This window comes from Arthrobacter sp. M71 S08, assembly GCF_059089725.1.
In genome coordinates this window covers 22,986-42,221 of sequence record NZ_JBNHEY010000007.1, presented here as the reverse complement: position 1 = coordinate 42,221, position 19,236 = coordinate 22,986, and the positions used below count along the sequence as shown (strand labels likewise).

Below are 19,236 nucleotides of genomic sequence, written 5' to 3'. Positions count from 1 at the left end.
ACCGTTACGATGCAGGGGATCTCTGCGTCTTTATGGGCGTCTGTTACTTGCCGTTCGTCGGAGGGGTGCCCTCACGCGAAGCAGTGGGCAACTTGTCAGCGCCACCGGTCTCCGGGACCACTGCCGCTGAGGCTTCGCCCGAACCGTTCACCACAACCGAAATGAACGTCACCGAAGTGGATCCCTCGTAGGTCACCCGACCCACATAGGAGCCCGGCTCCAGGCCAGTCCAATTCAGCGTGACTTTTCCCGACTCACCGTTCGCCAACTCCAGCGGATTCGGCGCAATCGAGGCGTTGCCTTCGTCTGCGCCGAGGATCGCGGCGTCGAAGGTCGCAGCAGTCGCCTGACCGTTGGGGCTCGCGTAGAGGTTGACGATCGCTGTGTAGGTACCCGGGACCGGGTTCTGCAGATTCAGCGTCTCACTCGACGACGCGGTCGCCACCTGGTAGAGGCGGCCACGCGGGTCGAACACGAAGAGGTCGAAGTCAGCGCCGGGATCCGAGGAGAACACCGACATGCTCGCGAACGGAGTCCCCTCTGGGACGGTCACTTCGGTCATGTAGTTGGACGCGTTATTCTCGACAGCTACCGGCCCCGGCGTGAGGGACAGCGGCGAGCTGCTGGCCTTGGAGAGGCCCTGAAGCGTCACGTTGACCGGAGAGTCCGTACCGGATGTCACGGGGATCGTCGCGCTGCCGTCCGGCCCTTCAGAGGTGAAGGACACTTCTGACGGAGCGACCACGGACTGCGGACGCACCGCAATCGGCGAAGCGACCACCTTGTTCTGGCCTTCCCAGACGAGGGATCCCTTGGCGAAGTTGGCCAGGGGCGCCTCAGCGTTCTCGAAGGTCACTTCGAAGGTTCGGGTCTCACCTGCGGAGGTGAAGTTCAACACCGAGGGAGTGACCGTGACATTCACACCGGGCACGTTCGCAGTTGCGGTGTAGATCCCGGGGGTCAGCGCGGTGACCGTACGGGTGACGGTTACCTTGCCGGTCAGGTTGCCTACCGCGAAGGACGGCACATTCATGTCTTTGGCGTCGATGCCCTCAAGACCGTTGACGTCCGCGTAGCCGGTTCCCTCTATAAACTGCAGGTACTCGTAGCGTCCAGCGTCGTAGACCAGTCCCGGGCTCAGCACGCTTGTGGGATCGACCTGGCCCGCACCGGTTGCGAAGACGTCGCCGTCCACGCCGCCGTCTGCGTTCTTCACCGGATCGGCGGTGGTCATCATGGCTGACTTGACCGCAGCGGGTGACCACTTGGGGTTCTTCGCGAGAATGAGTGCGCCGACGCCTGCGACGTGCGGGGAAGCCATCGAAGTCCCGGAGAGGAATCCGTATTCATCGCCGCCGGTGCCGATCGGAGACACACCTGCCAGGACAGCAACACCGGGTGCTGCGATGTCCGGCTTCAGCAGATCCGAGCCGGTGGCAAGCAGTGGACCGCGCGAGGAGAAGCCCGCAATCTGCGGAACGGGAGGCAGTGCCTCACCGGTGGTGTCTTCGGGCACCAGTGCAACCTTGATGTCGGGGTTGGCTGCAACCTTCTCCTTGAGCGCAATGCTCTGGGGGGCGTTGACGTGCACGGTCGGGACCGAGTGCTTGTCCGTGTCCATTGACGAATCAACGAGGTTGACCAGGATCATGCCCACGCCGCCGGCGCGGGCAACTTCAGCGGACTTCGCGACACGGTCATACACGCCGCGGTCACAGACAACGATCTTTCCCGTCACCACCGCGGGGTCCAGAGAGTTCGGTGCGCACAGGGCAGGTTCGGTTGCTCCTGCCGCGGCGGCGTTGCCGCTCAGAACCACGGGACTTGAGGGGACACCGGCATTCATGATGCTCGCTCCGCGGAATTTCGTTCCGTCCGAAAATTCAGCGGTGCCCTGAAGTGCGTGGCTGAAGGTGCTCGCGGCAACGGTGGTCACCCAGGGAGCACCGTGGTTGACGGTGCTGGCGGTCGGACCGGAGTTGCCGGCCGAAGCTGCCACGAAGACACCCGCGGATGCCGCACCAAGGAAGGCCAGCGAGACGGGGTCTGTGGTGGTGGTTGCGCTGCCGGAGATCGAATAGTTCAGCACGTCCACGCCGTCGAGAACCGCCTGGTTGATGGCGGCGATCGAGGCGGAGGAGTAGCAACCGCCGGTGTTGGGGTTGGTGTCGGCCCAGCAGACCTTGTAGATCGACAGCTTGGCGGCCGGGGCGACACCGGAAGACTTGCCGAAGTCACGCCCGTCAACCGTCTGGGTGACGTTGCTGTTGCCCGCAGCGGTGCTCGCGGTGTGGGTTCCATGGCTATCGACATCGATGGGCGAAAGAACCTCTTCAGGCGCGCGGTCCGCCTTGGGCACGAACTCTTCGAAGTCCTCCGAGAAGTACTGGGCAGCCAGCACCTTCGAATTGCACTCGGTGCCCGAGAAGCGCACGCCGACCTGGCACTTACCGACGAACGTCGTGCCATCGGACTTCAGCATCGCGATGCCGTCCTTGGCCCGGTACGGCTGGCCGACCTTCGGCTCCTGGCCCTTCTTCAGCTTGACGACCTTGTCACCCTGGAAGAAGGGGCTGCTGGGTGTGTAACCGGTGTCGATGACGCCGACGACGGTTCCGGCTCCGGCGTTCTTTTCACCGCCGAACTGCGTATTCCACGCTCCGCCCTCTCCCCTGAGGTTGAGGATGTCGAGGCTGGAGTAGTCGTCCGGTGCGTTTTCGACGTCGGGAGCAACCAGGCGGACGTTCGGATCCTTGGCGAGTTCAACCGCCTGGTCCGAGGTCAGCCTTGCGCTGAAGCCGTTGAGCGCAGCGGTGTAGGTGCGGTTGATTTCCACACCCTCCTCGGCCGCTACAGCCTGCTGCTTCCGCTCCAGATGACTCTTATACTTCTGGAAGTCCTTCTTGTCGGTGAGCTTTTCGCCCTTCTCCGGCTTGGTGGCCGCGATCCCGGGCACGCCGCCGTCGTACGTCGCCGCAGGCTCTTCATTGAGCACTACGATGTAACGGCCGTCCGGGTAGTCCTGGGGGTCCACTTTCTCAACGGGCTGGATCTGCTGGGTAGCAGTAGGACCAGCAGGTGCGGCAGCGGCAGGTACCGCTGTCATTGAACCGAGGATCAGCGGGAGGCCAAGCATGAGAGCTGTAGCTCTGCGCAGCCCACCTGCCCGCGAATTCCTGTTGTGGGGGTCTTTCACGCGAGGTTACCTTTCATCGAAAAAGCGGCCGGCCTCAGCCGGAGTGAAAGCAGCTGGCGTGGGGTCTGTGCCCTGAATCACGACCGAACTTTCCACAGGTTACCCCTGAGTAGGGTGACCTCGGGTGGTCCTTGGGTGGTCCTGAGGAGAACCTGTCGGTAAACAGAGCTTTTGAGGAAAGTATGGTTTTCAGGACGCTCGTTCATTCGAATCGAGCGCTCGAAATGGCAGAAGGCCGTTGCCTAAGGCCATCAGGGGATAATGGGATGGTGCCTGTAACAGTCCTTGCTCCGGAAGTGTGGGAGCCGCGAGCCCTCGCCCATGCCGAACGGGTGCGCGCCTATACCGAGCCCTATCTCCGTCGCCGGGCGGAACAGCGCAAGCATCCGGTCGAGGACTTCCTGTTCACCTACTACACCCAGAAACCCGCACAGCTGCTGAAGTGGCACCCTGGTGCGCATACGGTACTGACCGGTCCGGGCGCAGTGGAACGCGTTGACTGGAAGTTCTACCGCTCACTGACCGCCGAAGAGCGGCAGTCGCTGGGACTGAACGACGACGACGACGCCGTCACCCTCGATCTCGCCGCTTTCCTGAGCGCGCGGCGCGAGGCGGTGGACTTCGCCGGAATCATCCTTTCCGGCACGGCCGCCCGTCCGGCGCAGCTCGGTTGCTTTGGCCTGCATGAGTGGGCGATGGCGTACAAGTCGGAGGAGAACTCCATCCGACACGAGCACCTGGGCCTCCGGCTGGGTGCCGGCGGGACCGACGAGGTGGTGGAAGCGAACCGCATCCGATGCACCCACTTTGACGCTTTCCGCTTCTACGCCCCGCAGGCGGCTCCGCTGAATGAGCTTCAACCCACCCGTACGGCGCAACGGGACCTTGAGCAGCCGGGGTGCCTGCACGCGAACATGGACCTCTATAAGTGGGCGTACAAGCTGACGCCCGCTCTTCCCAGCGAGCTCGTAATGGATTGCTTTGAGCTTGCCTGGCGGATCCGCATCATGGACATGCAGGCTTCCCCGTATGACCTCGCCGAGTGGGGCTACCCGCCGATCGCCATAGAGACGCCGGCCGGCAGGGCAGACTATGTGCGAGCTCAGCGGGCGTTCTCGGCTGAATCCCAGCTAAAGCGTGCACAGTTGCATCAGTACATCAATCAACTGCAACCGGGCGCCGGGCGCTGATTCGGCCGGGACCGTGCAGACAGAACATTCGAGGGCGACAAGGAGGTTCCCCGTGGGATTCGCACATGGTGCTGCAGTCAGGAGCGCCAGCATCCTTACCGGCATCATCCTTGCGGTGTCACTGGCCGGATGCGGCGCAACGGGTGATCCCGGCACCGAACTGATAGCTGCCCCTTCCAGTTCGCCCATCACCGATACACCTGAACCGTCCCCATCGCCAACCGCCTCGGAGAGCAGCATGTCCCCGGAATCGCCGAAGCCAACGCCCAGCCTCCCGTCCGACCCAGCCGCAACCGGGACCGCGATGCTGACCATCAGCATCAAACTGAGTCCCGAATCGGAACCAACCGAGTACTTCCTTGAATGCACTCCGGACGGCATCGGTGAAAATACGACTGTGCCTCACCCTGAGGCAGCGTGCGAGGCCGTCACGCGTCTTGGCGCCGCCTTCTTCAATGCCCAGCCGGACGCGGACCGGATGTGCACCCAGCAGTACGGGGGGCCCCAAACCGCCACAGTCAAGGGCACCGTCGACGGACACCGCGTTTACGCGTCCTTCTCGGCCACCGACGGCTGCGAGATTGCGCGGTGGAACGCTCTGGAATCCATTCTGGGCCCGGCCGGCGCGAGCTGAAGCGCTCCTCTCCCGTCCGGGTCACGGGACGCTGTATTCGGCCGGTAGAATGGAACAGCAAGCTCGCGGAGCGCTGGATCTCGCTTCAGGATCATCCTTGAACACACACAACATCCGAGCGTGAGACGGCACCCGTCGGGCAACCGCATTTAACCGCATTTTCGCCGTGTTTATACTTCACAGGAGTTGCCGGATGCCCCGGATCGTTGTTGACGTCATGCCCAAACCCGAAATCCTCGATCCGCAGGGCAAGGCTATCGCCGGCGCCCTCCCCCGTCTCGGGTTCACCGGATTCGCCGAGGTACGCCAAGGCAAGCGGTTCGAGTTGACCGTTGAGGGCGATGTAACCGAGGAAGTTCTCGACCACGCCCGCAGTGCAGCCGCCACGTTGCTCTCCAATCCCGTGATCGAGGACGTGACCCGGGTCGAGGTCATCGAGGACGCACAGTGACTGTCGAAGCTCCCCTGATCGGCCACTCCGCGGCCGAGACCGTGGATCCAAGCCTGTCCGATGTCCGTGTCGGCGTCGTCACCTTCCCCGGTTCGCTCGATGACCGCGATGCCCTGCGCGCGGTTCGCCTCGCAGGCGGAACCGGCGTCCAGCTCTGGCACGGTGACCACGATCTGAAGGACGTCGACGCCATCATCATCCCGGGCGGCTTCTCCTACGGTGACTACCTGCGTGCGGGCGCCATCTCCCGCTTCGCACCGCTGATGGAGCAGATCACGGCAGCCGCTTCCGGCGGCTCGCTGCCCGTGCTCGGCATTTGCAACGGTTTCCAGGTCCTCACCGAAGCGCACCTGCTTCCGGGCTCCATGGTGAAGAACAACCACCTCCACTTCCTGTGCAAGGACCAGCGCCTGAAGGTCGAGAACACTTCGACTTTCTGGACCTCCGTATATGAACAGGGCAGCGAAATTGTGGTGCCGTTGAAGAACCAGGACGGCCAGTTTGTTGCCGACGAGCGCACCCTCGACGAGCTTGAGGGCGAGGGCCGGGTGGTCTTCCGCTACGTGGGCGGCAACCCGAACGGATCCCGCCGGGACATCGCAGGCATCACCAATGAGCACGGCAATGTCGTAGGCCTCATGCCCCACCCGGAGCACGCCGTCGAGGCAGGCTTTGGCCCTGACTCCTCAGCATTCGGCGAGGTTGAGGTCCGCGGCGGCGTGGACGGACTCGGCATTTTCACCTCGGTACTGCAGAAACTGGTTAATAAGTGACTACAGAGACAACCTCCAAGAAGTTCAATATCGATACGGTCGCGCACGCCGAGCAGACACCTGAGCAGCCACTCCCCTGGGCGGAACTGGGCCTGAAGGAAAACGAGTACGAGCGCGTCGTCGAAATCCTCGGACGCCGGCCCACCGCTGCCGAACTCGCAATGTACTCGGTCATGTGGAGCGAGCACTGCTCCTACAAGTCCTCCAAGGTGCATCTGCGCCAGTTCGGTGACAAGGTCACCGACGCCATGAAGGAACACCTCCTCGTGGGAATCGGCGAGAACGCCGGCGTCGTGGACATCGGTGACGGCTGGGCGGTGACCTTCAAGGTCGAGTCCCATAACCACCCTTCTTTCGTGGAGCCGTACCAGGGCGCCGCGACCGGCGTCGGCGGTATTGTGCGCGACATCATTTCAATGGGTGCCCGTCCGGTGGCCGTCATGGACCCGCTGCGCTTCGGTGCGATTGATCACCCTGACACCCCGCGGTTGGTCCACGGCATCGTGTCCGGCATCGGCGGGTACGGCAACTCTCTCGGGCTGCCGAACATCGGCGGTGAAGTGGTGTTCGACTCCGTCTACCAGGGCAACCCCCTGGTCAATGCGCTGGCTGTTGGCGTCCTGCGCCACGAAGACATCCGTTTGGCCAACGCGTCCGGCGTCGGCAACAGGGTCGTGCTCTTCGGTGCGCGGACCGGCGGCGACGGCATCGGCGGCGCGTCAGTGCTCGCGTCGGAATCCTTCGACGACGCTGGGACTTCCGGCAAGCCGGCTAAGCGGCCCGCCGTCCAGGTCGGCGACCCCTTCGCCGAGAAGGTCCTCATCGAGTGCTGCCTGGAACTGTTCAAAGCGTCAGTTGTGGAAGGCATCCAGGACCTCGGCGCGGCCGGCATCTCCTGCGCGACCTCCGAACTTGCCTCGAACGGCGACGGCGGCATGCACGTCGAGCTCACCAACGTCCTCCTGCGCGATCCGTCGCTGACCCCGGGCGAGATCCTGATGTCGGAATCGCAGGAACGCATGATGGCCGTGGTGACGCCGGAGAACGTCGCCGCGTTCGAAGCCATCATGGACAAGTGGAACGTCGAGTACTCCTGGCTGGGCGAGGTCACGGACACGGGCCGCCTGATCATCGAGTGGGACGGGGAGAAGATCGTTGACGTCGACCCCCGCACGGTGGCCCATGACGGTCCGGTCTACGAGCGCCCGTACTCCCGCCCCGAGTGGCTGGACCGCGTTCAGGCCGACTCCTTTGCAGGGGACCGCCCTGCGGACGGTGAGCAGCTTAAGTCCGCGGTCCTGGAGCTCATGGCTTCACCGAACATGTGCTCGAAGGACTGGATCACCAACCAGTACGACCGCTTCGTCCAGGGAAACACCGCCCTGGCCATGCCCGATGATGCCGGCGTGGTGCGCGTTGACGAGGAAACGGGTCTTGGGATCGCGCTCTCGACGGATGCCAACGGACGCTACTCCTACCTCAACCCGTACGACGGCGCCCGCCTGGCTCTGGCCGAGGCGTACCGTAACGTCGCTACCTCGGGTGCGCAGCCGATGGCCGTTACCGATTGCCTCAACTTCGGTTCCCCCGAGGACCCCGAGGTCATGTGGCAGTTCGCCGAGTCCGTGCGTGGCCTTGCCGATGCCTGCCAGGAGCTCGGCGTTCCGGTCACGGGCGGCAACGTATCCCTGTACAACCAGACCGGCGGAGTGGCCATCCACCCGACGCCGGTTGTGGGTGTGCTGGGAGTGTTCGACGACGTCGCACGCCGCACGCCGTCGGGCTGGCGCGAGGACGGACAGGCTATTTACCTGCTCGGCACCACCCGGAATGAGCTCGACGGATCCGAGTGGGCCAACCTGCGCGGTCACCTCGGCGGGCAGCCCCCGGCGCTGGACCTGCAGGCGGAGAAGACGCTTGCGGCTATCCTCGTCAACTCCTCACGTGACGGAATGATCGACGCCGCGCACGATCTCTCCGAGGGCGGCCTTGCCGCGGCCCTCGCGGAAGCTGCGCTGCGCTTTGGCATAGGTGCGCGCATCGCCATCGACGAGCTCTGCGAGCGTGACGGTATCGACCCGTTCACGGCGCTGTTCTCCGAGTCGCAGGCCCGCGCCGTCGTCTCCGTACCGCGTTCAGAGGAGGTGCGGTTCAACGACATGTGCACCGCGCGCAACTTCCCGCGCACCCGAATCGGTGTGGTCGACGTGGAGAACCAGGCCCTCGACGTCCAGGGCCACTTCACCCTTCCGCTGTCGGAACTGAAGGAAGCGCACGAAGCCACGCTTCCGAAGCACTTCGCGTAAGCGTCGATCAGACAGAGCACCGGTGTGTCGTCACGCCGGTGCTCTGCCATATCGTTACGTTCCCGACCCATGGGTAAAGCGACCCAACAGATAGGGTTAATTCATGACATTTCCGCTATTGAGCGCGCTTTTCGCCATGATTGCGGGTTTGTTGCATGTGTACATCTTCGTTCTTGAGAGCGTCCGGTGGCGTCACCCGTCCGCGTGGCGGAAGTTCGGTATTACCTGTCAGGAACACGCCAACATCATCCGCCCGATGGCGTTCAATCAGGGCTTCTACAACCTCTTCCTTGCCGCCGGAGTGATCGTTGGACTGGCGCTGTCAGGCACGCTGGTCGGTTACGGCATGATCGTACTCGCGCTGGCGATCATGGTGCTTGCCGCCGTCGTTCTGGTCGTGACCAACAGGTCGCTCTGGGTGCCCGCCCTGGCGCAGGGGGTCCCCCCGTTTCTTGCGCTGATCACCGTACCGATGATGCAGGCCTGATTGGTTCGAGTCTTCTATGGTGCGCCCACTATGACGGTGTGCACGATTGACGGGCGTGCCTGAATGACGGGTGAAAGGTCGCTCAGCGCCGATCGGTTGGAGCTCGTGCCGATGGGGGCTACGCATGTCGATCTGCTCGCGCGGTGGGAGCGGGAGCCGGGTTGGGCGCTCGATTACCCGCAGCCAACCGATATGGACGCCGCGCGCCACCTCTTCGAATCCGGCTTGCTCTATGCCGACGACGGCGACCGCTTCGGCGTGTGGCTGATCGTTGAACGGACAACGGGGTCGGTGATCGGAACGATCGGCTTCGACGGTCTGCCCCAGGGCGGGATACTCCAGATCTACTACGGCATTGTGCCGTCACGACGGGGATACGGCATGGCGTTGGAAGCGCTGCATTGCCTGACCGGGTATGCCAGCGCCCGACCGGAGGTGGACCTCATTGAGGCCTATGCGCAGTCCGATGCATCGGCCGCGGTGCTGAGGAAAGCGGGCTACGGTCTGGTGAACGCATTGGCCGATCCGGCTGAAACCCCGCTTTTCGTCTGGCATGTTGCGCGGCAAGGGAATCCGGGTGTCCTGGTTTCTCCCTAGCCGGTTGCTGTCTCTACGGCTGCTGCCGCTCCCGTTCCTGCCGCCAACTGACGGGCTGCCTTGAGGTAGCGGCGCGTAACCAGTTCCTGACAGAACCGTGCCACTGGGGCTCCTGCGCGGTAGAACCAGTTCGCATGACGGCTGTAGGCGTGAAGTTCAAAGAACACCGAACCGTCAGCCTTACGTACTGCAGCGAAACTCTCCTCGCCGCATTCCGGGTGTCCCTGCAGGGTGGCGTAGCCGAAACCGGCGCGGCGGGCACCGTCGTCGTGGTCGTTTTTGTTGTTGTCTTTCAGCTCTTCAACCCACACCACTTCGCACGGGATGTTCAACCTCAAGTCCCCTATCCCGAACCCCACCTCCACGGTGCCTCCGACAACGGCTCGCGGTGCCGCCTGGACGCGCAGCCTGGCGTGGCGATGGAGTTGGAAGGTGAGGATTCCCTCGGCGAGACGCCGGAAGTCCTCCTCGCCGGCACCGACGCGGATGCGGCGATGTAGGGGACGGAACCCCATCGGCCAGGCGCCGGATTGGGTCCAGCCGATTGCGGTGTGCGTGATGTCAGGCATCGCTGCCCTGGGAGAGCCGGGACCACCCGAGCGACTCACGATCCTTTTTCGGAAGTGCTGCCACCACAAGGTCATAGGAGTCCTCAATCATGTCGCGGAGCATGTCGTCCGGCAACGCACCCGTGCAGTCCACACCGTTCCAGTGGGTCTTGTTCATGTGCCAGGCCCCTGTGATTTCGGGGTGTGCGGTGCGCAGCTGCCTGGCGAGATCGGGATCGCATTTGAGGCTGATCGACAGGGACGGGGAACCGAGGTCCGAGAGCGCGAACATCTTCGCCGTTCCGCCCGGCGCGCGCACCTTGAAGACCGACGCTTCCGGGCCGAAAGGGAAGTCCTCGAACGTGCCTGGAAAGGAGAGACAGGTCTCTCGAAGCTGGGCCGCATCCACATAGTGAGCGTACAGCCAAGCGGTGACACACTATAAGGACTCACGATCAAGGAGCGCAGATATGGGAGACCTCGGCCGACAGGCACGCAAGGTTGCCGACGGGGCAGAAGAAGCCACTGATTCCAAGCCATTCCTGATCGCTGCGCGGGCAGGGTATGTGGCAGCCGGGATCCTGCACATCCTGATCGGCGTCATTGCTTTCCGGGTAGCTTCAGGAGGATCCGGCAGTGCGGACCAGAGTGGTGCCATGGCATCCCTCGCGAGCACTCCGGGAGGCGGGATATTGCTGTGGGCGTGTTTTGTGGGCTGTGCGGCGCTGGCCCTCTTCCTGCTCAGTGAGGTCCTCTTCACTCCGAGACGCATCAGCGGTAAGGAGAAGCTGAAATTCCGTTTGAAGAACGGTGGGAAGGCCGTGATTTACGCAGGTATCGGCGTCGCCTTCGTCCAGTATGCGATGGGCGGATCGAGTGACAGCAGCTCTTCCACGCAGTCCACCAGTGCCGCGCTGATGGCCAACCCTGCCGGAGCCGCACTGTTGCTGGCCGTCGGGGCGGGCATCATCGCGGTGGGCGGCTACTTCATCTACAGCGGGATCACCAAAAAGTTCGAGGAAAATCTGAGGGGCTCGCCCTCGGGTTCTGCCGGCGAGGCATTCACCGTGCTCGGTTCCGTCGGCTACGTCGCCAAGGGCGTTGCGCTCGGTGTTCTTGGCCTCCTGGTTGCCGTCGCTACCGTTCGGAACAACCCAGAGGAATCGACAGGGCTTGACGGTGCACTGAAGTCACTTCAGGAGCAGCCGTTCGGAGTGTGGATTCTCGGCGCGGTGGCCCTCGGGTTGATTGCGTACGGCGTCTTCATGATTGCGCGGTCCCGGTACCAGCGCATGTGAAAGCTGCTTCCCGCCGGCTAGAGTCCCAGCCGCGGGGCCTCAATCGCGGGGCAGGTGTTCATCACTACCTCGAGCCCGGCATCGGAAGCCCGCTGAGCGGCCGCCTCGTCAATCACGCCGAGCTGCAGCCAGACTGCCTTGGCACCTACGGCTATCGCGTCGTCCACTACTGCTCCGACCTTCCGGCTGTTCACGAAGCAGTCGACGACGTCGATCTCCCCCGGCACGTCGGCGAGCCGTTTGTAGCCCTTACGTCCATAGACGTCGTCGCCCTTCAGGCTGACGGGAATTACGTCCATTCCAAGCTGATCGATGAGGAATCGCGATACTCCCATTGCTGCACGCCGCGGATTGTTTGAGAGTCCGACGACGGCCCAACGCGCCGGGGTGGTCAGGAGCCTTTTGATGGTGACCGGATCGTTGTGGTGGGGCATGGATCGCTCCTGTTCAGGCGGGCTGCAGGTTGGGGCGGTGCGCGTGCTGTGAATCACCGTTCTTCGCCAGGGCGGGGTGTCCCCGGAAGGTTCTCCGATAGGCGGCCGGGGACGTGCCCAGCGCGCGTTGGAAGTGATGGCGCAGGAGCACGGCCTGCCCGAATCCCGTCTCGCGGGCAATCGTTTCGACGCTGAGGTCGGACTCCTCCAGCAGGGTCTGTGCGCGGATGATGCGTTGGGCTGTGAGCCAGGCGGCCGGCGTCGTGCCCGTCTCCGCCTTGAAGCGTCTGGCGAAGGTCCGTTCTGACATGTGTGCGCGAGCCGCGAGGGCGCTGACGGAGTGCTCTTCGTCGAGGTGTTCATCCATCCAGACAAGGATGTCCTCGAGGGTGTCGCACTGCGCGACGGAGATGGGCCGGTCGATGTACTGCGCCTGGCCGCCGGCGCGGTGTGGCGGAACAACCATGGATCGGGCGATGCTCGTGGCCGCAGCGGCACCCAGTTCGGTGCGCACCAGGTGAAGGCAGGCGTCGATTCCCGCTGCAGTTCCGGCGCTGGTGATGATGTGGCCGTCCTGAACGTAGAGCACGTTTTCGTCCACGTGGACTTCGGGGTACTGCTCGGCAAGCCGATGGGCGTGGAGCCAGTGCGTTGTTGCGCGCCGTCCGTTGAGGAGGCCGGCCTCGGCCAGTGCGAAGGCTCCGCTGCAGACTGACAGCACCCACGCACCCCGCTGATGGGCGGCTTGCAGCGCCCGGTGTACTTCGGGTTGTCCTGGAGCGTCCATTCCGAACGGCGGCATGATGATCAAGTCCGCCGTTTCCGTGGCGGACAGGTCCTCCTCCACGGCGATCGAGAACCCCAGATTGGTGAGTATAAGGCCCGGCGAGGTGGTACAGATGGAGAAGTCAAAGGCAGGGATGCCGACGCCCCGGGTGGAGCGGTCGACACCGAACACCTCGCACGCAACACCAAACTCGAAGGGCGTTACGCCCGGCAGGGCCACGACGGCGACTTGTCTGAGCATGCACCCAGTGTGGCAGGTTCAGCGCTGATAGTTAAGATCCAGCCACGCTAAATCTGTGGTGCCCTTCGTGCGATGAACCGTCGGATCCAGTCGAGTGTTTCCGGATGGTCAAGATGAAAGCCGTGCCGCGCGTCCGCGACTTTCACCAGCATCGAACGCGGAATCAGTTCGCGCAGCACAAGCGCGTTTTCGAGCGGCGTCAGCGGGTCAGCGGTGCCCTGAAGAATAAGTGTCGGCGCGCGAATCGAGCCGAGGTAGTCCCGTGTGTCATGCTCTTTGCTTGCCCGGAAGTGCCGGAGTTTGGCTTGGCGGGACGCATGGGAGGTGAAGAAGGTCCGGACAGCCGAGCTGTGCGCGGCCGCCCAGTCTGCGTCGAAGAACAGCGGCTGGAGCCGGGCGGGGTCGCCGCTGGTGAGCGCGCGAGTGACGTCTGGGTCTCTGTCCTTGCCGAGGAAACCGCCTGCGGAGGTGCCGGCGAGGATGAGTGCGCCCACCCGGTCCGGGTAGTCGATGGCGAGCCACTGGGCCACACGTCCTCCCATTGAGTGGCCGTAGATGTGTGCCTGCTGTACACCGGCGGCGTCGAGCACGGCTATGGCATCAGCCGCGAATTCCCTGGTGCTGAGGTGTTCGGCTGGCCCGTCATCACTGTTGTCGATTCCCCGATGGTCGAAACGGATAACCCGGAAGGTTTTGGCCAGTTCAGGGACGACGGGCCCCCACCCGGTCAGCCCGGTAGCCTGACCGGCGATCAGCAACATGGGGCTACCGGTCCCGTCCGATCGCCAGGCCAGGTGTGTTCCGTCCGCAGCTACGGCGAAGTGCACTTAGGTGAGCCCAGTCAGTCGGTGATGTTCGACGGTGGCGTCCCCAGGGCTTCAAGATCCTGCCAGAACGACGACGGCACGTCGGTCTGGCGCATGCGCTCGAGTTGTTCGATGCGTTTGACCGAGGAGATGCCGACGATAGTGGAATCGACCAGAGACGAACGTAGTGAGAAGTGGAGCGCAGCCGTCGGGAGGTCGATTCCGTGGTCGGCGCAAAGTTTCTCGACCTGCGCGACCCACTCAAGCAGTTCCGGTGGGGAGTCGGTGTAGGCGTAGGTTGCACCGCTGGCGGAGCCGCGGGCGAGCAGCCCACCACCAAAGGGCGCTGCATTGAATACACCCATGCCCTGGCCCACTGCATCTTCGATCAGCGGGAGTGCGCTCCGGTCCACGAGTGTGAATCGATTGTGGGTGAGGAGGACATCGAAGGCTCCTGTCGCGACGTACTGCCGCATCAGACTGACGGTTCCTGCGGCGATGCCAACGGCGTCCACCAGGCCCTCTTCTTTGAGCTCAAGCATTCCGGAGATCGCACCGCCGGGTGCTGCTGCTTCTTCGAAGGTGACGGAGTACGGGTCATGTAGGTGAAGCAGTTCAAGCCGGTCGACTCCCAGGCGCTGGCAGCTTTCCTCGAAGGACCGCCGGACGCGGTCCCGATCGAACACGCCGGTTTCGGGATCCTGATCGGCTTTGGTGACGATTGACCGGCCCTCCGCTGTACCACCGGATGCGAGGGCGAGACCGAGAACAGCCTCGCTTCTGCCTTTCGCGTAGTTGTTGGAGGTATCGACCAGTGCGTACGGACCGTGAAGCATCGCCTGCGCGAGTTCGACGGCGGCCGCCTCCTCAGGGTCGCCCTGGCGTGTTCCTGCCCCGAGCGATGAGGTGCCGAGCGTAATCGGGCTTGCAAGCACTCCGGAAGCACCCAGGGGCCGTGGGTGGATGGGGCGAGCTGGCTGGTCTGGCATGGTCGTCTCCGTTTCACGGGCCGGGTTCAGTGGTTGGGGTTCACGGGTCGGGGTTCAGTGGTTGGGGTTCACGGGTCGCGTGTTGGCATCGGGCTCTGATTAGGAACTTACCCTGCGTCCGCCTTCGGTGCTCGGGGATGCTGATGCTCGCCCATGGGACCGTATGGTCGATCTCGCAACCAATCGCGGATCGGTTGCAGCCGGGATGTCTGCAGGTTCGATCACGGGCTCGCACCCAATCCTGCAGGTGTTTGGGAGGACGGTACGTTTCTCGCCCGACATCCAACACCGATCCGGTAACCGGATGAGTAAGAATTCGCGTGAACGACGGTGCGTGTGCTGCGAGGCTGGCCGCGGTGTCTGCGTCGATTGGGCCATATCCTTCGAGTTCTGCGAACTGGTTGTGCCCGCGAGCATCGGATTCAACCGTATGGGGAACGACCCCTGGGCCGTTGTCATTGCCGCTTGTGGCTGCGCCGCTGGTTCCGGAGGCGTTATCCACATAGCTGTCGCCGGTTGAATCGAGGACATCCAGCAGCGCAAGGACCGGCACCGTTACGTTCACATGTGCGGTTACCCCTTGCCAGGCCGGTTCCTCGCGCGACCCCGATGCCTCAGGTGCTTCGTCCGCGTTGGCGCTGCCAGCGAAGCCGCCGTCTGGGAGTATCTGCGGCTTACCCGGAGTGCAACGGTGTGTGAGCAGGTCTGCGAATACGTCTGCTCGAAGTTGGTGGAGGCTACGGGGTTCGTCAGGTGTCCGGTTGCCCCATCCAGCAGGGCGCGCTCGAACCCTGCCACAGCTTCAGGCGGCATTCCGAGCGACTCGTGCGCAATAAGAACCGCATGGCGACGCGAAATCGACCCAGATTCCAGCGCCTCCAGGGTGACGCGATGCTTCACTGTCAGGTGCGTGGACTCATCAACCAGCCGGCTTGCAGTGCGTTCCGGGATGTTCAAGGTGAGGGCAATTTCCGACGCCGCAACCGACCGCGCCATTTCCTCCCCACGACTACCACCCGGGGAATGCGACGAGACATCGTCCTGATTGAGATCCGCAAGTCTGGAGACGATACGCATTTCCATCGCATCGACCCACGATCGCAGTCCGGCCAAGCCCTTCAAGGCCACAGTGCTGTCATTGAGGGTCAGGTTCTCGAGCGATCAGCTCCCATACCAGCTGAGAAGGCCCCGACCCGTCCTTACCTCCGCCGGCCGCCGACGGCGCCTCCGAGTGCGGTGAATTATGGGATGAGCCTGAGAGGGCATCGGAGGGACCGGCTTTTCCCTCGGACAGCGCTTCACAGTCAAACTCCCACAAGTCCTCAGGCCGGAAGTCGAGTTCGGTGAGGAGGTCATGCCAGGCATAGTCATCAGGCTGCGCCGATGAATCCGTGAACACCGCTTCCAACGTCATGAAAACAGTCAAACAACCACCTCTGACAATTCTGCGAGAGCCCATCCCAACGTCGAAACATTCAGGAGAGATGTCTGTCAGTGGCGTCCCATATGCTTCGGTGAGAACACCTACCCGACTGGAGAACCATGGCGGAACTTCGCGTTTTTGTACCCACGCCCCTACCCGAGCCCCTGTGCGAGCTCATTGAGCAACTGGAGCCGCGGATCGAACTGATAAGGGATCAATCCCTGTTGCCGCCACAGCTTTACGCGGGTGATCACCAGGGGGATGGGGATTTCCGTCGCACGCCACCTCAACAGGTTGAATATGAGCGCCTCATCGACAGTGCTGATGCTTTATACGGTGTGCCGGGCCAGTCAGGAACGGAACTGCGCCGGGCTGTCCGTTCCAACGCGAACCTTCGCTGGGTCCACACCACTCCGGCAGGCGGCGGCAGTCAGGTCAAGGCGGCACAGCTGACTGCCGATGAACTGGACCGCATCACCTTCACCACCTCGGGCGGCGTTCATGCCGAACCACTCGCCGAGTTCGCCGTGTTCGGCGTACTCGCCGGCGCACAGGGCCTGCCGCAACTGCTGGAGGACCAACGAGCACACCTCTGGGGAGCACGCCGCCCGGTGCCGCAGGTAGCGAACCAGCGTGTCGCCGTCGTCGGTCTGGGCGGGATCGGACGTGCCGTTGCGCGCAAGCTGAGCGCGTTAGGGACCGACGTCGTCGGTGTGCACCGGCGCGACATTGAGGCAGAGGGAGTGTCCGGCATCCTCCCTCCTGGGCGCCTTGGCGATCTTCTCCCGGAGGTGGACGCCGTGGTGTTGTGCCTCCCCGCCACGGAACACACCCGGCACATGCTCAGCCGCGAATTGCTCAAGCGGGTGAAGAAGGGCATCACAGTCGTCAACGTGGGGCGCGGCACCACCATCGATGAGGAAGCACTGATCGAGGCGCTGAGCGACGGGCGTGTGGGGTTCGCTGCGCTCGACGTATTCGAGCAGGAGCCGCTTCCGGACAACAGCCTGCTCTGGGAGCTGCCGAACGTCGTCGTAAGCCCTCACAACGCCGGAACCTACGAGGAGGAGGAGCGGAAGATCGCCGAGCTGTTCGCAGAGAACGCCCGCCGTCTACTGGACGGCGAACCGCTGCTCAACATCGTCGACACTGTGGAGTTCTACTGAGCGGAGTTCTACTGAGCGAGTCACGGACGTGGCAGGAGCTAGAGCCACTTCTTGTACTTGAACGTCAGGTAGAGGCCAACACCCATCAGCAGCATCAGAGCGAGCGAGAAGGGGTAGCCCAGCGTCCACTCGAGTTCCGGCATGTGTTCGAAGTTCATGCCATAGACCGTGCCCACAAGGGTTGGAGCGAAGATGATTGCAGCCCAGCCAGAGATTTTCTTGACTTCTTCGCTTTGCGCGAGACTGGCTTCGGAGATGTGGCGCATCTCCTCGTTCTGACGCTGGGCGACAAGGGTTGTGTGAACCGACAGCGCGTTCTCCAGCAGGATGCGGAAGGAATCGACGCGTTCAACCACCCGGAATACATGATCCAATACGTCGCGCAGCCTGCGTTGCAGCTCGACGTCGAGGTCATACTTTTCGGCACCGCGCAGCAGGGCTTCGAGCATGGGCCGTAACGGATGCGTGGCCCTTTGAAAGCCGATGACCTCGCGTGAAAGTTCATAGATGCGTCGTGCAACGTCAGGAGCGGAGTTAAAGAGTTCGTCCTCGATCTCGTCTATATCGTTCTCAAGTCCGGCCACGACTGGTGCGTACTGGTCCACCACTTCGTCCAGGATGGCGTAAAGCACTGCCTGGGGTCCCAAAGCAAGGAATTCAGGATCAGCCTCGAGCCGTCGTCGTACTTTCCCAAGGTCGGGTGACTCGGCCTGACGGATGGTAACGATGAAATCGGGACCAAGGAATACATGGAGCTCCCCGAACTCGACCATTTCCTCGGCGTCGATATAACGGGCAGGACGGAGTACGGCAAAAAGCGTCTCACCGTAGCGATCAAGCTTGGACCGCTGGTGACCGTGGAGAGCATCCTCGACGGCGAGTTCGTGGAGCGAGAACTCCTCGGCCACTCTGTGGATCTCTGCGTCGTCAGGGCGGTAGAGCCCGATCCAGGCCATTCCTCCGCGATCACGTTTCAACTCGAACGTTTCATCCAGATTCACCGGGTCGGCGCTCCGGTGACCATTCACGTACACGCCGTTGTCAACGATGGCCACCGTGTTATCCCTACTCTTTGTCCGTCCAAGGCTTACGCGAGTTTCTCACACAGTGCCGCAGTGAATGGGCCCAGCGTGGCGGAGGCACCAGGGCGCGTCAGTTCTCCGTCTGCAGCTGGTAGAGAAGCGCCGCGGCGACGTCAGCAAGACGGACGTTTGTGTTCTGGGACAGCCCCCGAAGGATGTCGAATGCTTCCTCTGCGGAGCATCGCCGGCTGAGCATGAGCATGCCTTTTGCCTGCTCGATCGTGGCGCGTGTGGTGAGCGCCTCCCGCAACTGCGCCACTTCCGCTGCCAGGTCCTTGGAGTAGGTAATGCCTTCAGTGAAGGCATTGACCATGTTCTGGTGATTCTCGACTTCCTGGGAAGTCACTTTGCGGCTGTTCATGATGTCCCGGTAGTGCTCCATCACCTGAAGAGCATCGACCCTCAGCACCGACACGTCTTTGACCTGTTGGCGTATGCCTATGACGCGTCCCTCATGGAAAACAGGCGTGTTGACCGGAACCCAATGCTTTTGAAGGTACTTCCCCGACCGCGGATCAGCGATGTCGTACCTCTGGATGACCATGTTGTCGGCAATCCCCGAACTGAAGACCTGTTCAAGGGACGCGCCCATTCGCGCTACGCCATCCGCCTCCGGATCGTCCGGATTATCCGGGAAAGCTTCGAATGCATTCATGGACAAGAGCGCGTCTGCCGGACGGCCGATTGTCTTGCTGAACGATGGATTGACCGCTCGAATGACGCAATTGCGGTCCATCAATACCGTCGCCACCCGGTCAGCCCTGAATGCTTCATCTCCCGTAAGGATCCTGGTTGTCGCGGCACCTGGCCTGAACCCACTCACCCGAAG

General features: G+C 63.0%; 21 protein-coding genes. 9 read left to right on the top strand and 12 right to left on the bottom strand.

Annotated elements, in window-relative coordinates; genetic code table 11:
• Positions 1-43: 43 nt before the first annotated feature.
• Positions 44-3,136: a S8 family peptidase gene (locus AC5RTB_RS13625; RefSeq protein WP_494061715.1), complete on the bottom strand. Its 3,093-nt coding sequence runs from the start codon at positions 3,134-3,136 to the stop codon at positions 44-46.
• A 326-nt stretch (positions 3,137-3,462) separates the two neighbouring features.
• Here AC5RTB_RS13625 and AC5RTB_RS13620 point away from each other — a divergent pair, with 326 nt between their 5' ends.
• The 7 genes from AC5RTB_RS13620 to AC5RTB_RS13590 all read left to right on the top strand — a co-directional run bounded on the left by AC5RTB_RS13620 (position 3,463) and on the right by AC5RTB_RS13590 (position 9,634).
• Positions 3,463-4,386, top strand: a complete 924-nt coding sequence (locus AC5RTB_RS13620) for a 3-methyladenine DNA glycosylase (RefSeq protein WP_494061602.1) — start codon at positions 3,463-3,465, stop codon at positions 4,384-4,386.
• Between the two features lie 52 nt (positions 4,387-4,438).
• Entirely contained in the window at positions 4,439-5,020 is a 582-nt protein-coding gene (locus AC5RTB_RS13615; RefSeq protein ID WP_494061601.1) for an SSI family serine proteinase inhibitor, read from the top strand.
• A 193-nt stretch (positions 5,021-5,213) separates the two neighbouring features.
• Positions 5,214-5,471, top strand: coding sequence for a phosphoribosylformylglycinamidine synthase subunit PurS (gene purS, locus AC5RTB_RS13610; protein WP_490892510.1), 258 nt, complete (start codon positions 5,214-5,216; stop codon positions 5,469-5,471).
• Complete coding sequence (purQ, locus tag AC5RTB_RS13605) at positions 5,468-6,244, top strand: phosphoribosylformylglycinamidine synthase subunit PurQ (RefSeq protein ID WP_494061600.1); 777 nt, start codon at positions 5,468-5,470, stop codon at positions 6,242-6,244. Before purS ends, purQ begins: the two co-directional genes overlap by 4 nt.
• Positions 6,241-8,550: a phosphoribosylformylglycinamidine synthase subunit PurL gene (purL, locus tag AC5RTB_RS13600; RefSeq protein WP_494061599.1), complete on the top strand. Its 2,310-nt coding sequence runs from the start codon at positions 6,241-6,243 to the stop codon at positions 8,548-8,550. The genes purQ and purL overlap by 4 nt, the downstream gene beginning before the upstream one ends.
• 103 nt (positions 8,551-8,653) lie before the next feature.
• Entirely contained in the window at positions 8,654-9,037 is a 384-nt protein-coding gene (locus AC5RTB_RS13595) for a DUF1304 domain-containing protein (RefSeq protein WP_494061598.1), read from the top strand.
• Positions 9,038-9,100: 63 nt separating this feature from the next.
• Positions 9,101-9,634 (top strand): GNAT family N-acetyltransferase, encoded by a 534-nt coding sequence (locus tag AC5RTB_RS13590; protein WP_494061597.1) that lies wholly within the window; start codon positions 9,101-9,103, stop codon positions 9,632-9,634.
• Here the strand turns inward: AC5RTB_RS13590 and AC5RTB_RS13585 are convergent.
• Entirely contained in the window at positions 9,631-10,203 is a 573-nt protein-coding gene (locus AC5RTB_RS13585; RefSeq protein ID WP_494061596.1) for a DUF1990 domain-containing protein, read from the bottom strand. The genes AC5RTB_RS13590 and AC5RTB_RS13585 overlap by 4 nt on opposite strands.
• On the bottom strand, positions 10,196-10,591 hold the full coding sequence (locus AC5RTB_RS13580) for an MmcQ/YjbR family DNA-binding protein (protein ID WP_494061595.1): 396 nt from the start codon (positions 10,589-10,591) through the stop codon (positions 10,196-10,198). The genes AC5RTB_RS13585 and AC5RTB_RS13580 overlap by 8 nt, the downstream gene beginning before the upstream one ends.
• A gap of 61 nt (positions 10,592-10,652) precedes the next feature.
• Between AC5RTB_RS13580 and AC5RTB_RS13575 the strand changes: the two genes are divergently transcribed.
• On the top strand, positions 10,653-11,480 hold the full coding sequence (locus AC5RTB_RS13575; protein ID WP_494061594.1) for a DUF1206 domain-containing protein: 828 nt from the start codon (positions 10,653-10,655) through the stop codon (positions 11,478-11,480).
• A gap of 17 nt (positions 11,481-11,497) precedes the next feature.
• On the opposite strand, the gene AC5RTB_RS13570 is transcribed toward AC5RTB_RS13575, so the two are convergent.
• From AC5RTB_RS13570 to AC5RTB_RS13540, 7 genes are all read right to left on the bottom strand, one after another.
• Entirely contained in the window at positions 11,498-11,914 is a 417-nt protein-coding gene (locus tag AC5RTB_RS13570; protein ID WP_494061593.1) for a CoA-binding protein, read from the bottom strand.
• Positions 11,915-11,927: 13 nt separating this feature from the next.
• Positions 11,928-12,941 carry a GlxA family transcriptional regulator gene (locus tag AC5RTB_RS13565; protein ID WP_494061592.1) on the bottom strand — a complete coding sequence of 338 codons (1,014 nt, stop codon included), beginning with the start codon at positions 12,939-12,941 and terminating at the stop codon, positions 11,928-11,930.
• A 47-nt stretch (positions 12,942-12,988) separates the two neighbouring features.
• On the bottom strand, positions 12,989-13,768 hold the full coding sequence (locus tag AC5RTB_RS13560; protein ID WP_494061591.1) for an alpha/beta fold hydrolase: 780 nt from the start codon (positions 13,766-13,768) through the stop codon (positions 12,989-12,991).
• A 14-nt stretch (positions 13,769-13,782) separates the two neighbouring features.
• On the bottom strand, positions 13,783-14,736 hold the full coding sequence (locus AC5RTB_RS13555; protein ID WP_494061590.1) for an aldo/keto reductase: 954 nt from the start codon (positions 14,734-14,736) through the stop codon (positions 13,783-13,785).
• A 40-nt stretch (positions 14,737-14,776) separates the two neighbouring features.
• Positions 14,777-15,238: an HNH endonuclease signature motif containing protein gene (locus AC5RTB_RS13550; RefSeq protein WP_494061714.1), complete on the bottom strand. Its 462-nt coding sequence runs from the start codon at positions 15,236-15,238 to the stop codon at positions 14,777-14,779.
• 71 nt (positions 15,239-15,309) lie between these two features.
• A complete protein-coding gene (locus AC5RTB_RS13545; protein WP_494061589.1) occupies positions 15,310-15,732 on the bottom strand; it encodes a hypothetical protein in 423 nt (140 codons plus the stop codon).
• A gap of 139 nt (positions 15,733-15,871) precedes the next feature.
• Positions 15,872-16,150 carry a hypothetical protein gene (locus AC5RTB_RS13540; RefSeq protein WP_494061588.1) on the bottom strand — a complete coding sequence of 93 codons (279 nt, stop codon included), beginning with the start codon at positions 16,148-16,150 and terminating at the stop codon, positions 15,872-15,874.
• A 128-nt stretch (positions 16,151-16,278) separates the two neighbouring features.
• Here AC5RTB_RS13540 and AC5RTB_RS13535 point away from each other — a divergent pair, with 128 nt between their 5' ends.
• Positions 16,279-17,325: a D-2-hydroxyacid dehydrogenase gene (locus tag AC5RTB_RS13535; protein WP_494061587.1), complete on the top strand. Its 1,047-nt coding sequence runs from the start codon at positions 16,279-16,281 to the stop codon at positions 17,323-17,325.
• A gap of 38 nt (positions 17,326-17,363) precedes the next feature.
• On the opposite strand, the gene AC5RTB_RS13530 is transcribed toward AC5RTB_RS13535, so the two are convergent.
• Positions 17,364-18,380, bottom strand: coding sequence for a magnesium and cobalt transport protein CorA (locus tag AC5RTB_RS13530; RefSeq protein WP_494061586.1), 1,017 nt, complete (start codon positions 18,378-18,380; stop codon positions 17,364-17,366).
• A gap of 97 nt (positions 18,381-18,477) precedes the next feature.
• Positions 18,478-19,230: an ANTAR domain-containing protein gene (locus tag AC5RTB_RS13525; protein ID WP_494061585.1), complete on the bottom strand. Its 753-nt coding sequence runs from the start codon at positions 19,228-19,230 to the stop codon at positions 18,478-18,480.
• Positions 19,231-19,236: the final 6 nt, after the last annotated feature.